Consider the following 13,750-nt stretch of genomic DNA (forward strand, 5'->3'; position numbering starts at 1 on the left):
GCTCTTCGCCGGCCCGGTTACCTCGGCGTGCACTTCGCCGGTGAGCAGGGTTCGTGATGGTCGCTGCTCCGCCGGCGCGGGTAGGGGCTTCGTCGACGGCGCCCTCACCGAATAGTCGTTCCGCGGCTGGCTTGGCGGCGCTCCGGGGGTTGATTGGTGGGTCGGTTAATTGCCCGAGTCAGCGCGGCGATTGCCGGAGGCTGGCGTGGGGTACGAAGCGGTGTCGGTGGGTGAGCTTTGTGGAACGCGCGCCGGGGATGGGTGTGTTGAGCGGGTGGGGCGTGGTGAGGATGATCTGCGCGTCCCCGTCGGTGTCGGCGATGGCATCGGCGGTGGCCTGGATCGCCGCTTGGAGGTCGCGTCGCCCGGAGGGGCCGGCGCCCAGGCCGTCGAAGGGCGAGTCCGCCCACAGGAAGGCGGGCATCCGGGCTCCGGGGAGGGTTCGTGCGGCGGTGAACAGGGGCAGGTGGGTGGCGTAGATGGCCAGGGTCACCAGGCCGCCGCACTTCCTGAGCTGTCGCAGGGTCTTGCCGTTCACCCGGGGCGTGAGGGTCGCGGGGTCGAACCAGGCGGACGTCACGTCGCTCGACATCATCTTGAGGGTGCGTTCCAGGATGGTGGAGAGTTCCTCGACGCGTCGCTTGTACTTCTGCTGGGCGGCGTGCTCGGCGGCGCCCCATGCGGTTCCCGCCCGGGTGGCGGCCTCGGCCAGGGTGGCGAGTTCGCGGGTGAGTTGGTCGATCTCCACGAGTTCGCGACGCTGGTCGAGTACCCCGGCCAACTTGGCGCGGGAAGGACCTGCTGTACGTCGACTCGCGCGCGTGGCGGTCGGCCTTCAAGGCGGCCGGGAATCGTTGAGCCGACCGAGGGTCGGAACTTGCACGTAGGCGGCCGCATGGTCAATGTTCGCGGCGGCGCCGGGTGGGTCGATCGGGCGCTCTAATCTGTGGGCATGAGTCTCTACTTCGACCCCGGGACCGCGATCGACGACTGCGCTCGCAAGTCGTTCCTGGCCCGTTGGGAAAAGCGGCTCTGGTTGAACGTACCCGGGCCCTTGGTGAGACCGACACCTGCTGGACGGGACGACTCTCGGCCCCCGACCACGTCCTCCACGGCGGGGAGTACTTCACCGAGTACCTCTACCGCCAGCCCCGGTCGGCGGCCGAGACGGCGCTCCTGGTCGAGGCCGCGGAGTGCGAGGTGTTCGGGGCGTACGGCTGCGACGGCGACACTCACTGGACCCCGGCGGCGGTCCGGGACTGGTGGCGTGATCGGGGCCGGATCACGCGGTACCTGGCACAGGAACACCACGACTGGGCCGACGACCCCGAAGCGGTGAGGCAGGGCGTCCGGGCGGGGATCCGGGACTTTGCGTCCTACATCGACGGCGAGTTGGCCATCGATCTGCGCGTCTACATGTACTGGCTGGAGGAGCGACGGTCGCCCGAGCCGGGCAACCGGCTGCCCGATCTCTAATCGGGTCCCTCACGAGAGGCTCCTCCCACTGCCTTGCGATGAGGGGCAGTCGACCGAAAGGGAGCGGTTCTGCATCCCGCCGGCGACGCAGGGCACCGATATCGGTGTGGCCCGAGGGGTCAACGTGCGGTCGGGAGGCTCACGCGCGGGGTGGTCGGGGTGGGCGCGGGGGCGGTTGCCTGGGCCGGGCGTTCGCGCAGGAGCAGGCCGGCGGTGAGTGCCACCAGGCAGGCGGTCAGGCCGTGGACGCCGAGGGCCGTGGCGGCGGAGCCGTCGTTGCCCAGCACGATCGTCATGTCGCCGGCCGGGATGAAGGTCATGGCGAGCATCGTCCAGCCCAGTGCCCGCCGGTGTCCGGTCAGCAGGAGGGCGAGTATGACCAGCCCGGTGCCGATGTCGCGGACGCCCTTGACGGCGAGGAACCCGGTGCCTTCGTCCTCGGGCCAGGTGGGCAGGCCGAAGCCGGACGCGGTCGCCTGCGGGTCGAGCAGGTAGGCGAGGCCGACGTAGATGATGAAGGCGCCACCGAGGGCGGCCAGGATGGTGGTGAGGGTCCTGAGCTTCACAATGTTCTCCCGAGTGTGGGGCCGGTGGGACCGGCCGTCGTCGCCTTGTGGGGAAAACACTCGCCGAGTGGCCATGGAAAGCACATGGAAGCAACTTGGAGGCGACCCCAGGCGGCCTGCCGGAGTGAATCAGGCCGCTGGCAGCAAGACGCGGTGACGTCGTTGTCGCCGGTCAACTCCTCAATGGCGGCCCTGCTCGGCGCACACGCGGGCTGGTGGGGCGAGGAGCGTGGATCGAGGTGGCCCTGCTCTTCAACACGGCCACCCTGTTCGCGCGGGGCCTGTGGGCCGCCCGAGTGGCCGGCCGAAGCTGGGCCGCGGCCTGCCGGTGTCGGCGGCGTGGACATGCTCCTCGGCCTCTTCATCGTCGGCGCCAACACCCTGAGCAAGTAGCCGCGCCCTGCGGGAAGTAGCCGACACCCGGCGTCCGTTGGGGCGGCGGGTCAGACCTGGCACGCCCGAAGGGCTGCCGAGATCGCCGCAGGGAAAGCCCGGGAAGCACTTCGTCAGGAACGACCCTGAGAAACGCGATGATCCTTTACAGGCGTCGCTATGGAGTGAACAGGTGCCCGTCGGTACCAGGCGTCAGCGGAGGGGGCGGATCATCGAGTCGTATCGCGGTGAGTCGGGGTAGGGCTGCATGGTGCCCATCACGTGATAGCCCCAGCTTTCGTAGAGTGCCCGGACCGCCGGGTGTTCGTCTTCGACGAGCAGATGCGAGCGTTCCTCGGTCCTGCGGGAAAGCAGTGCCTCATGCAGGGCGTGGGCGGTTCCGGTCCCGCGCCACGGTGCGTGGACCATGACCTCGCACAGGGCGAACGTGCGGGTGTTCGTCTCGGTGAGGTCCTCGACGGCCACAGGGGTGATCAAGCCGCGCATCGATAGTCGGTTGTTCGCGCGAACCCGTAGGCGTACCCGACGAGCTCTACAAACTCCAACAAGGCTGAAGCGAAGCAGCCCGCAGGCACCCCGGGTTCGTCCGGCGCGGGAACCCCGGCATTTGCCGGCACATGCGCTCCGGTGGCAGAGCGGCCACAGCGCCACTTCGGCCGGGACGAGGGAACATCCCCGCGAGCGCGGGGCCGACGTCCGACCGTTCGAGCCGTTCCCCCGTACCGGAGGACCATCCCCGCGAGCGCGGGGCCGACGTCACCACCGACCGGGGCCAGACCTACACCACGGGACCATCCCCGCGAGCGCGGGGCCGACTGCGCGCCCGCCGGGTCTGCCCTGACTGCGGTGGGACCATCCCCGCGAGCGCGGGGCCGACGCTGCGTGACCTGGTGTTCTACCGGCGGGTAACAGTGATTTTGCTTAGTTGCATCTTGCTACCGGGCCTGGATCATTTTGTCGCCTGTCTTCGGTGGCCTGCCGATCGACTCGTCCGAGATTGTTGCTTGTCCCGCTTGGTATGGACGGGCCGTACTCGACAGCACCGTAGTTGACCCCGGGGCTCGCGGGCCCCGCTTCTGCGGGTCGAGTAGTTGATCGCCCGTTGAGACGCTGCGTCGCCTACCCGCCGTACGTCACGATCATGGTCTCTGTGGCTCTCGCCGATCTGTAGGTAATGGAAGGGCGTGTCTGGTCGCTGGGCGCGAGCCCAAGGCCCCTCGTTGAAGAATTCGTCGAGCTCAGCTTGCGCCTTCACGTCTTGTGTCAGTGCGACCTCGTAGAGTCCCGGCCTCGTTGTCGATGGAGGAGTGGACCATGCCGGATGGATTGGGCGATTTACTGCGGATCAGAGGCGACTCCGCTGCCTCCCTGAGTGCATTGTGGGGCAAATCAGCAGGTAAGGCCGGTGGGCGCGTCAATCTGTTGCTGTCACATCTGCTGGACACGGCTGCCGTGGCGGAGCTGATCTGGGATCGCTACCTCGCTCCGTCGACTCGCCGGGCGCTCGACGAGCTTGCGGGCGGGAGAGGACGAGGGAAGCGGCTGTTCTGTTGGTTGTGTGCCGTGCACGATGTCGGCAAGGCGACACCACCCTTCCAGCAGATGGATCGTGCGGGCTCCCAGGCTGTGAAGGCAGCCGGCTTGGGGTGGCGGAAAGAGGCCGGGCCCAGGGAATGGCGGCACGATCGCGCGGGTGGGCGCGTGTTGATCGATCAGCTGCGGGCCGCCGGGTGGCGGGATGAACAGGTCGACTGGGTGTGGCCGCTTGTGGCCGGGCACCATGGGCTCTTCCCGACCATGGGGTCTTTGGCCCTGCGAGGGAGCAAGCGCACCCTCCTCAATGGGGACGCGCGGTGGGAGATCGCCCAACGGGCCCTGCTGGAGGTGGTGACCGCCGCGCTCGGGTTCGAGTCCGTGACCGAGGTGGAACCGGTGCGGGCTCCTTCTCGGGCGACGCAGCTTCAGCTGAGCGGCTTGATCGTCATGGCTGACTGGATCGCCAGCGACGAGAAGCACTTCGTGGGCGTCGACTCCCTGGCGTCTCTGGGCATGGAACCCTCGCGTGAACGCGCCGCCAAGGCCTGGGAGGAGCTGGGTCTGAGGGGCGGCTGGGGGAACCTGCCGCCTCCCGGCGCCGACGTGTTCCGGGAGCGGTTCGGTGAGGAACTGCGGCCGTCGCAGGCCATGGTGTTGCGGGCCGCGCGTGAGATGACCGAGCCTGGATTGTTGATCGTCGAGGCTCCGATGGGAGAGGGAAAGACGAAGGCCGCGTTCGCCGCGGCGGAGGTCCTGGCCGCGCGGTTCGGCGCCGACGGGGTGTTCATGGGGATGCCGACGCAGGCCACCTGCGACCCGATGTTCGATCAAATGCGCGCCTGGTTGCGCGGCATCGACCCGGAACTCGTCACCCAGGTGGCCCTCCTGCACGGCAAAAGCAGGTTCAACCCCGAGTGGAAGGCACAAGCCGACGCCGGGGCGGGCTCCCGAAGCGCGCGGTTTTCCGGTGTCGACGAGTTCGGCTTCGACTGCTGCGACGATCCCTACCTGGACGGCGGAGGCGGCACGGTCGCCCAAGCGCTCGCCGGGTGGTTCCTCGGCCGTCATCGGGGCCTATTGGCGCCTTTCGTCGTCGGCACGATCGACCAGTTGTTGTTCGCGGCGACGCGTACCAAGCACGTGATGCTGCGGATGGCCGGGCTCGCGGGCAAGGTCGTCATTCTCGACGAGGTACACGCCGCGGACGTGTACATGGGGCAGTTCCTGCAGGAGGCGCTCCGGTGGCTCGGGCAGGCCGGCGTCCCGGTCGTGATGCTGTCCGCGACCCTCGCGCCCGCGCAGCGCCACACGCTGATGGGCGCCTACCTGGCAGGCGCGGCTTCGCGGACCGAATGCGATCTGTCCGACTGGGTCGAGCCGCAGGGCTATCCGTGCGCGACCTCGGCATGGTGGGATGGGGAACGAGCCCGGTTCGGTATCGACGCGGCGCCCGCGTGGCGCGAGGTGCAGTTGCGCAAGGGCGAGACGATTCCTGCGGTCCGGCTCGAGGTACTACCGGAGACGGTGACCGGGACCGACGAGAATCGCGCGGCCGCGCAGCGCGTCGCGGACGACGCGGTCGCCGACCTCCTGGCGGATCGGCTCGCCGACGGCGGTTGTGCCCTGGTCATTCGCAACACGGTCGGGCGAGCCCAATCGTTGACGAAAGTCCTGATCGAGCGGTTCGGCAAAGGGGAAGTCCGGCTGCTCCACGGCCGGTTGACCGTGCAGGAACGGGCCGATCGAACCCGGGCCGCCCTGAACGCACTCGGAGCATCGGACGGGGACCGCGTCCGTCCGGCCCGTTTGGTGCTCGTGGCGACGCAGTTGGCCGAGCAATCCTTCGACGTCGACGCGGATCTCCTGATCACGGATCTGACCACGGTCGATCTGCTGCTGCAGCGGATCGGGAGGCTGCATCGTCACACGGGCAGGGTCCGCCCGCATGCCGTGCGCGAACCCCGAGTCGTGGTGACCGGGTTCGCGCCCACCGACGGCGGGCCACCGGACATGCTCGGGGCGTCCGAGGCGATCTACGGGCGCTGGCCGCTGCTCCGGACCGCGGCGCTGGTCCTCGAAGCCGCCGCGCAAGACGGTTGGCGCATACCCGCGCAGGTTCCCGAACTCGTCGGCCGCGTCTACGGGCGGACGCGCGACGTGGTCCCGGCGGCGTGGCAGTCGGCGGAGGACGAGGCCCTCCTGGTCTGGGAGGACGACAGGCGCGGCCGCATCGAGAACGCCGAGCGCTTCCTGTTGACCCGCCTCGGCGAGCACGAGAACCCGACGCTCGAGGGATTGCACTTCGCGGGGGCGCTGGACGGGGGCGAGCGCGGACTCCAGGCCGTCGTGCGCGACGGCCTGCCCGGTGTAGAGGCCGTCCTGGTGGTCGGCGAGCCGGGCGGCGGATACCGGACGCCGGCCGGCCGCGCCCTGACGGTGAACGGTGACGTCGCCGAGGTCCTGCTCGATGAAGTACTGGGCGGGACGGTGCGGTTGTCCACGGGCCAGAGCCGGGTCGCGCAGAAGGAGTTGAAGCCACTGCCCGGATGGCTGGGCGACCCCTGGCTGCAGTACAGCCCGGCCCTCGTCCTGGACGCGGACGGACGGGTGGAACTCGGCGGCTACACCCTGCGGTACGACCGCGTGCTCGGGCTCGTGGAGGAGACCGCACCCGACTTCGCGGGCCGTCCTAAAAGACGGCGGTAGGCGCGGTCGGGACCGTCGACGACGATCCCGACCGCCCCCGCGAACGCGGGGCCCACCCGGCGACCTGGGTCGGTGCGAGACACGGACACGGGTCATCCCCGCAAACGACGCGGGGCCCGGGGCGGATTCTTCCATTCCGCCGCGTCGCTCTCGTCGAGTGTGCCAGGGTTTTTTACGAAACCTCTTTTAGACAAGGACAGTTGGGGGCTATTCAGCATGCCCACATTCAGCCTGGTGGACGACCCGTGGCTGACCCTCGCCCCGAAGGGTGGAGGGCCGCCCGAACTCCACTCGGGGCGCCACGCCGTGATCAATGCCGCCGACTTCGAAGGCGTCGTCGTCGAACTGCCGACCCAGGCACCGGCACTCCTGCGCCAGTTCTTCCTGCCGATCGTCAGATCGGCGCTCGCTCCACCCCGCGGCCGCTCCGGATGGCTCGAGCGCTTCCGCGCCGGCGCCTTCGACAAGGACGAGAAGGAGCGGCTGAACACCTACTTCGACACCCATCACGACCGGTTCGACCTCTTCCACCCCAGGCACCCGTTCGCCCAGGTCGCGGGACTGCGGACGACCAAGGACGAGACCAAGGGATCCGCGCTGCTGGTCGCGACCGCCGCCACCGGCAACAACGTGCCGCTGTTCGCGTCGCGGACCGAGGGCGACCCGCTGCCGCTCACACCCGCCGAGGCAGCCCACTGGCTGCTGCACACCCACTGCTGGGACACCGCCGCGATCAAGACCGGCGCCGCCGACGACGACCAGGCGAAAGCGGGCAAGACGACGGGCAACCCGACGGGCCCCCTCGGACAACTCGGCGTGGTGGTGCCGACCGGCCGCAACCTGTACGAGACCCTCCTCCTGAACACGCCGTACCGCACAGGCGCCATCCCCGGCGACAAACCCCAATGGGAGCAGCCCCCGGCCGGACACACGTGGAAAGCCCGAGGAGCCCACGGCCTCCTCGACCTGTGGACCTGGCAGTCACGCCGGATCCGACTCGTTCCCCAGGAGACGGACGACGGGACGATCCGGGTCACCCGCGTGATCATCACCGCGGGCGACCGCCTCAAGGAGACCCCGGACTTCGAGCCGCACACCGCCTGGTCGATCCCCCCGACAAGCAAGAAGACCACCCAGGGGCCCATGCGCCGCCCGCGCCGCCACCAGCCGGGAAAGGCGGCCTGGCGCGGCCTGGACGCGCTCCTGGAAGCGGACACGCGGATGTCCACCGGAGCGGGCAAGACCTCGGCCGGCTTCGAAACAAGCATGCTGGTCGACCAACTCCGCGACCTGGGCGACGCACTCCCCCACGACTACCCCATCCAACTGGAGATGACCGGCATGTCGTACGGGACCCAGTCGGCCGTGGTCGACGACGTCCTCTTCGACGCCATCCCACTGCCACTGACCGCACTCGCCGCCGACAGCCCCGCCCGCGAAGCCCTACTCGAAGCCGCCGAACAAGCCGAGGAACTCGCCCGCGCGATCAACCACCTCTCTGCCGACCTGCGCCGCGCCGCAGGCGCCGACCCGATCCCCTGGGACAAGGGCCAACGACCCGGCGAACTCCTGCTGCACGCCCTCGACCCGCTGATGCGTCGACTGCTCACCGGCCTGCGCAAAGCCGGCGACGACACCGACCGAGTCGAACGCGGCCTGCTCGCATGGGAACAACTCGCCTGGCGGCACGCCAACGACATCGCCGACCAGGTCGTCACCGCCGCCGCGCCGGGAGTGTTCGGCGGCCGCACCGTCGACGACAACGGCCGCGAACGCACCTATCGCCTGGCCACCGCCGACGACAACTTCCGATTCCAGCTCCGACGCACCCTCACCCGGGCCGTCGAGGCAGCCGAGGCCGCACGGCGCAACACCGCAAAACCACAAGAGGACGAGGATGACGACGCCTGACATCCAACTGCGCGAGCGGTACTGGGACACCCGCATCGGCGTCGACGGCCGCTGGCGCATCGACCACGCCACCGGATACGTCGGCCCGCCACCCGGCGCCGACCTCGCGGCGATGCGCACCGGCCTGGGACGCGCGCCCGGTGAGGCATGGGCGGTATGGACATTCTGCGTCTCCGAAGTCGACGAACGCCTCGCCCGCCAGGACCGCATGTCCGCCGAACAACGGGCCGAACACGCCGCGTTGGCCCTGTACGGCCTCCACCAGCAGTCGCAGTCGACACCCATGCACAAGGCCGGCGTACGCCCCGCCCAGGCCCTGCGCGCCCTGCGCGCCTCCGGAAAGTTCAGCGAACAAGCCGTCGACCGGCGCGTGGACGCCGCCGCCACCGCCACGCGACCCGAAGCGCTCCACATCCACCTGCGCGGCCTGATCACCCAACTGCGCACCGTCGCCCAACCACTCGACTACAACGCGTTGCTCGAAGACCTGCGCGAGTTCGAACAGCCCGACGGACGCCGCCGAGTCCGCAGGCGCTGGGGCCGCGACTACTACGGCTGGAAACCGGACGCCGAACCCAAGCCGTGACACCGGCGCCCCACATTCACCCGCTCCCACGAACCCCGGAGAAGCCGATGACCCTCGCCCGCACGTACGTCGACATCCACATCCTGCAGACCGTCCCACCCGCCAACCTCAACCGCGACGACCAGGGCAACCCCAAGGAGGCCTACTTCGGCGGCGTCCGCCGCGCCCGCGTCTCCTCCCAGGCATGGAAACGCGCCACCCGCATGGAGTTCGCCTCCCACCAGCCCGAAGGCGACCAGGGCACCCGCACCAAGCGCATCGCCGCGGAACTCGCCACCCGCCTCGGCCGCACCGGCCTCGACGCCGAACAGGCACAGCGACTCGCGACCGCACTGCTCACCCCACTGGGCGTCAAACCCGGCAAGAAGGCCGGCGACACCGCCTACCTGCTGTTCTACGGCCACCGCCAGGTCGAGGACATCGTCGACCTGGTCGCCAACGACGCCAAAGACCTCGTCGCGCTCGACGACACGGCCCTGGTCGAGGCCGTGAAGAACCTGCCCGTCGCCGACCGCCTCCGCACCGGACACCCCATGGACGTCGCCCTCTTCGGCCGCATGGTCGCCGACATCCCCTCCCTCAACGTCGACGCCGCCACCCAAGTCGCCCACGCCCTGTCCACCCACGCCGTCGAACTCGAATTCGACTACTACACCGCCGTCGACGACCGGAACACCGCCGAGGAAACCGGCGCCGGCATGATCGGCACCATCGGCTTCAACTCCGCCACCCTCTACCGCTACGCCACGATCGGACTCCACCAACTCGAAGCCAACCTCGGCGACCCCGACGCCGCCATCCAAGCCGTCCGGCTCTTCGTCCAGGACTTCGCCCGCGCCGTCCCCTCCGGACACCAGAACACCTTCGCCCACCGCACCCTGCCCAGCCTCGTCGCCGCCGCCATCCGCGGCGACCAACCCGTCAACCTCGTCTCCGCGTTCGAGGAACCCGTCCTCGGCACCGACGGCATCGCCGCCGACTCCGCCATCCGCCTCGCCGGGGAGTACGCCCGCGTCACCCAGGCCTGGGGCGGCCCGCAACACATCGACGTCTGCCACACCTTCGACACCAAATCCCCCGCCGGCATGCAACTCGCGGAGGTCTTCGGCGACCAGAAGCCGTTCCCCGCACTGCTCACCGACCTGACGGGCCGGCTCGAGGCGAGGAAGAACGCGTGACCACCGACCGCCGGGTGCTGCTGCTGCGCCTCGCCGGGCCGATGCAGTCCTGGGGCGACCGCAGCGCGTTCAACCGCCGTGAGACCCGCCCCGAACCCACCAAGTCCGGGATCGTCGGGCTGCTCGCGGCCGCCGCCGGGCGCCGCCGCGAGGAGGACATCGAGGACCTGGCCGGGCTGCGACTGGGCGTGCGCGTCGACCAGGCCGGGTCGCTGATGCGCGATTACCACACGGTCAGCGACTACCGCGGGCAACCCCTGCCGCAGGCGGGAGTGTCCGCCAAGGGCATCCAGAAGCCGACGTCGCCCGCCAAACACACCCACATCACACAGCGGTTCTACCTCCAGGACGCGGTCTTCGTCGCGGGCGTCGAAGGACCGACCGACCTGATCACGACCCTCTCCACGGCGATCTCCAACCCGGCATTCCCGCTCGCGCTCGGCCGCCGATCGTGCGTACCCACCCAGCCCGTAAACCTGGGCCTGCGCGAAACGGGCCTGGAGGCGGCGCTGACCGCCGAGGTCTGGCAGATCGGCGACCACGCCCGCAGACGCCACACGGGCAAGGGCCGACCCGCCACCGTGCAACTGTCGGCGACCTTCGACGACACCGACGGCGACGACGTCGCGCACGACCAGCCCGTGTCGTTCGACCCACTGCGACGCGCCTTCACGAGCCGGCGCATCCGCCACGACTGGCTGACCGTACCCTCCGGATTCCACAACCCGGACCAAGGCACCGGCGCCACCGGTCACGACCCCTTCGCACTCCTGGACTGGTGACCCATGCCCTACCTGTCCCGCGTCCGCCTCAACCCGCTGCGCGGCGAGAGCCGCACCCTCCTCGCCAATCCCCGAGCGATGCACGGCGCCGTCATGGGCGGCGTCGCCGACCGACCCACCGAGGAACGCGTCCTGTGGCGACTGGACACCGACAACCCACGACGGCCGATGCTGTTCGTCCTCACCGAGTCCAAGCCCGACTGGACCCACATCGTCGAACGCGCGGGATGGCCCGACGCCGACGGCGAACACGCCGCCGTACGCGACTACACACCACTCCTCGCACGGATCGCGGTCGGACGCGAGTTCGCCTTCCGACTCACCGCGAACCCCGTACAGAACACGAGCACACCCCAGGCTCCCTCGACCATCCAGGACAAACGCAAGTCCGAGACCCACGCGCGGTCCTTCCGCATCGGACACCGCACCGCCGCGGACCAGATGGCCTGGTTCCTCAAGCGCTGCGAACGCTGGGGATTCACGGTCCCGCAAGCACGAACGGACCCCGCGGCACCGGGCCTCGACGCCCCGAAAAGCGGCGCGGCCGCACGGGAAGTCCGGATCACCGCACGACAACGCCACTCGTTCGGCAAGGACGGCCGCGGCAAACCTCCGGTGGTCCTGACCACGGCCACCTTCGAGGGACGACTGCGCGTGACCGACGCCGCCCTGTTCACGGAAAGACTGGTCGGGGGCATCGGCCCGGGAAAGGCCTACGGCTGCGGCCTGATGACCCTCGCCGCGTTGCCGGAGGGGTCCTGAACCGTGCCCGACATCTGGTGGAAGGCCCACCCCCACGACCTGCACCGCCTGGTCGATCGCGTCTCCAGCGTCTACGTCGAACGCAGCCACGTCGACCGGGACGACAACGCCGTCGTCATCATCAACAAACGCGAGACCGTACGCGTCCCGGCCGCGATGATCGCCGTCATGCTGCTCGGACCCGGAACCCGCGTCACCCACCAGGCGATCGCGGTCCTCGCCGACTCCGGTACGGCGGTGTGCTGGGTCGGTGAACGAGGCGTACGGCTGTACGCCACCGGCATCGGCCCCGCACGCGGCGCCGGACTGTTGCACCGGCAGGCATGGCTGGTGACCCGACCCAAGGAACGACTCGCCGTCGCCCGCGCGATGTACGGCATGCGCTTCCCCGGCGAGGACGTGTCGAAGACGACGATGCAGGTGCTGCGCGGACGCGAAGGCAGACGAATGCGCGACGTCTACAAGGCGGAATCGGAACGCACCGGAGTGCCGTGGAAACGCCGCGAATACCGCGCGGGCGACGCCTTCGCCGCCGGCGACGACGTCAACCGGCTGTACTCGGCGGCGAACGCCGCACTGTACGGCATCAGCCACGCCGTCATCGTGGGCCTGGGCGCGAGCCCGGGCCTGGGCTTCGTTCACACCGGGACGGCAACGTCGTTCGTCCAGGACGTCGCGGACCTCTACAAGGCCGAATATTCCGTACCGTTGGCCTTCGACCTGGCCGCAAAGGGACTCGTGGACGAACGCGACGCCCGCGTCGGCCTACGCGAACTGATCGTACGCGACAAGCTGTTGGGACGAATCGTGAACGACGTCAAGTCACTGCTGTCCCCCGAAGGAGTCGAAATCCCGGACGTCGAGACCAACGAACTCTGGGACGACCAAACGGGCACCGTCGCTGGCGGCGTCGACTACGGCGGGGACGACGCGCCGGACCTCGTCCGCGAGGCGTCGATGGGAGAGGACCACATTGCCATCCTGGGCCCCGACTTCGACGAACCCACCGAAGGCGGGAGACAGTGACGGTCATCGTGCTCATCGCCGCCCCGGAAGGCCTGCGCGGCCACCTCACCCGCTGGATGGTCGAAGTCAACGCCGGCGTCTTCGTCGGCACCCCCAGCCGACGAGTACGCGACCGCCTCTGGCAACTCCTGACCGAGCGCATCCGGGACGGACAGGCCGTAATGGCCGAACCGGCGAACAACGAACAGGGCTGGGCCGTTCGCACGGCCGGACGCGATCGCTGGCGACCGACGGACTTCGACGGACTGATCTTGTCGGCGCGTCCTGGAAAGTGAAGACATCGACAGGCGTGGTGGCATGATGCAACTAAATGAAATCCGTGTTACCTGCCGGTAGAAGCCCAGGTCAGGCAGTGTTGGCCCCGCGCTCGCGGGGATCGCTCCTCGACATGAAGTCGGGCCACGGGATGACCCCGGTTGGCCCCGCGCTCGCGGGGATCGCTCCGCAGGGCGTACGCCACGCCCGCGGAAAGGGAAGTTGGCCCCGCGCTCGCGGGGATCGCTCCCCGGGGTGGTTGACCCCAAAAGATCATGGTCTGTTGGCCCCGCGCTCGCGGGGATCGCTCCCAGCCCGGCCGCATGCCCGCGATGGGCTGGGGGTTGGCCCCGCGCTCGCGGGGATCGCTCCGCGCTTGCCTCGTTGCGGATGAGCCGCAGCCGGTTGGCCCCGCGCTCGCGGGGATCGCTCCACCGTTCCGGTGACCGACTGTCCGTCGACCTGGTTGGCCCCGCGCTCGCGGGGATCGCTCCACCTCCGACCCGTGGATGCTGTGCACCCTGGAGTTGGCCCCGCGCTCGCGGGGATCGCTCACCCGGAGGCGGCGCGGGC

The 13,750-nt window shown here is 69.6% G+C and carries 12 protein-coding genes and 2 CRISPR repeat arrays (1 of these 14 cut by a window edge); of the genes, 9 read left to right on the top strand and 3 right to left on the bottom strand.

What is annotated here, in order from left to right:
* Window positions 1–178: 178 nt before the first annotated feature.
* Window positions 179–781, bottom strand: coding sequence for a hypothetical protein (locus ACIRL2_RS41500; protein ID WP_402239430.1), 603 nt, complete (start codon window positions 779–781; stop codon window positions 179–181).
* A 236-nt stretch (window positions 782–1,017) separates the two neighbouring features.
* On the opposite strand from ACIRL2_RS41500, the gene ACIRL2_RS41505 reads away from it, so the two are divergent.
* Window positions 1,018–1,476: a ferredoxin gene (locus ACIRL2_RS41505; RefSeq protein ID WP_402239432.1), complete on the top strand. Its 459-nt coding sequence runs from the start codon at window positions 1,018–1,020 to the stop codon at window positions 1,474–1,476.
* Window positions 1,477–1,595: 119 nt separating this feature from the next.
* On the opposite strand, the gene ACIRL2_RS41510 is transcribed toward ACIRL2_RS41505, so the two are convergent.
* Both ACIRL2_RS41510 and ACIRL2_RS41515 read right to left on the bottom strand, forming a co-directional pair.
* The gene (locus ACIRL2_RS41510) at window positions 1,596–2,042 is read right to left on the bottom strand and encodes a DUF4267 domain-containing protein (protein WP_402239433.1); all 447 of its coding nucleotides are present in this window, start codon (window positions 2,040–2,042) and stop codon (window positions 1,596–1,598) included.
* A 585-nt stretch (window positions 2,043–2,627) separates the two neighbouring features.
* A complete protein-coding gene (locus tag ACIRL2_RS41515) occupies window positions 2,628–2,912 on the bottom strand; it encodes a GNAT family N-acetyltransferase (RefSeq protein WP_402239435.1) in 285 nt (94 codons plus the stop codon).
* 188 nt (window positions 2,913–3,100) lie between these two features.
* A CRISPR array of direct repeats spans window positions 3,101–3,313; the repeat unit is 30 nt; unit sequence AGGACCATCCCCGCGAGCGCGGGGCCGACG.
* Window positions 3,314–3,749: 436 nt separating this feature from the next.
* Here ACIRL2_RS41515 and cas3 point away from each other — a divergent pair.
* From cas3 to cas2e, 8 genes are all read left to right on the top strand, one after another.
* On the top strand, window positions 3,750–6,677 hold the full coding sequence (gene cas3 / locus ACIRL2_RS41520; protein ID WP_402239437.1) for a CRISPR-associated helicase Cas3': 2,928 nt from the start codon (window positions 3,750–3,752) through the stop codon (window positions 6,675–6,677).
* A 216-nt stretch (window positions 6,678–6,893) separates the two neighbouring features.
* Entirely contained in the window at window positions 6,894–8,588 is a 1,695-nt protein-coding gene (gene casA, locus ACIRL2_RS41525) for a type I-E CRISPR-associated protein Cse1/CasA (RefSeq protein ID WP_402239440.1), read from the top strand.
* Window positions 8,575–9,174 carry a type I-E CRISPR-associated protein Cse2/CasB gene (gene casB, locus ACIRL2_RS41530; RefSeq protein ID WP_402239442.1) on the top strand — a complete coding sequence of 200 codons (600 nt, stop codon included), beginning with the start codon at window positions 8,575–8,577 and terminating at the stop codon, window positions 9,172–9,174. The genes casA and casB overlap by 14 nt, the downstream gene beginning before the upstream one ends.
* Before the next feature lie 47 nt (window positions 9,175–9,221).
* Window positions 9,222–10,352 (top strand): type I-E CRISPR-associated protein Cas7/Cse4/CasC, encoded by a 1,131-nt coding sequence (gene cas7e / locus ACIRL2_RS41535; protein WP_402239444.1) that lies wholly within the window; start codon window positions 9,222–9,224, stop codon window positions 10,350–10,352.
* Window positions 10,353–10,393: 41 nt separating this feature from the next.
* Window positions 10,394–11,134 carry a type I-E CRISPR-associated protein Cas5/CasD gene (gene cas5e, locus ACIRL2_RS41540; RefSeq protein WP_402239519.1) on the top strand — a complete coding sequence of 247 codons (741 nt, stop codon included), beginning with the start codon at window positions 10,394–10,396 and terminating at the stop codon, window positions 11,132–11,134.
* Window positions 11,135–11,137: 3 nt separating this feature from the next.
* The gene (gene cas6e, locus ACIRL2_RS41545) at window positions 11,138–11,896 is read left to right on the top strand and encodes a type I-E CRISPR-associated protein Cas6/Cse3/CasE (protein ID WP_402239447.1); all 759 of its coding nucleotides are present in this window, start codon (window positions 11,138–11,140) and stop codon (window positions 11,894–11,896) included.
* A gap of 3 nt (window positions 11,897–11,899) precedes the next feature.
* Entirely contained in the window at window positions 11,900–12,922 is a 1,023-nt protein-coding gene (gene cas1e, locus ACIRL2_RS41550) for a type I-E CRISPR-associated endonuclease Cas1e (RefSeq protein WP_402239450.1), read from the top strand.
* The gene (gene cas2e / locus ACIRL2_RS41555) at window positions 12,919–13,197 is read left to right on the top strand and encodes a type I-E CRISPR-associated endoribonuclease Cas2e (RefSeq protein WP_380014033.1); all 279 of its coding nucleotides are present in this window, start codon (window positions 12,919–12,921) and stop codon (window positions 13,195–13,197) included. Before cas1e ends, cas2e begins: the two co-directional genes overlap by 4 nt.
* A 79-nt stretch (window positions 13,198–13,276) precedes the next feature.
* Window positions 13,277–13,750: a CRISPR direct-repeat array (repeat unit 28 nt; unit sequence GTTGGCCCCGCGCTCGCGGGGATCGCTC); it runs 163 nt beyond the window's last position.

Origin of the sequence: Embleya sp. NPDC127516, assembly GCF_044765325.1 — a bacterium.
Taxonomy (GTDB): domain Bacteria; phylum Actinomycetota; class Actinomycetes; order Streptomycetales; family Streptomycetaceae; genus Embleya.

Coding starts and splice junctions, on each gene's coding strand:
- cas3 (WP_402239437.1), top strand. CDS start 3,750: ATGCCGGATGGATTGGGCGATTTACTGCGGATCAGAGGCGACTCCGCT.
- casA (WP_402239440.1), top strand. CDS start 6,894: ATGCCCACATTCAGCCTGGTGGACGACCCGTGGCTGACCCTCGCCCCG.
- casB (WP_402239442.1), top strand. CDS start 8,575: ATGACGACGCCTGACATCCAACTGCGCGAGCGGTACTGGGACACCCGC.
- cas7e (WP_402239444.1), top strand. CDS start 9,222: ATGACCCTCGCCCGCACGTACGTCGACATCCACATCCTGCAGACCGTC.
- cas5e (WP_402239519.1), top strand. CDS start 10,394: ATGCAGTCCTGGGGCGACCGCAGCGCGTTCAACCGCCGTGAGACCCGC.
- cas6e (WP_402239447.1), top strand. CDS start 11,138: ATGCCCTACCTGTCCCGCGTCCGCCTCAACCCGCTGCGCGGCGAGAGC.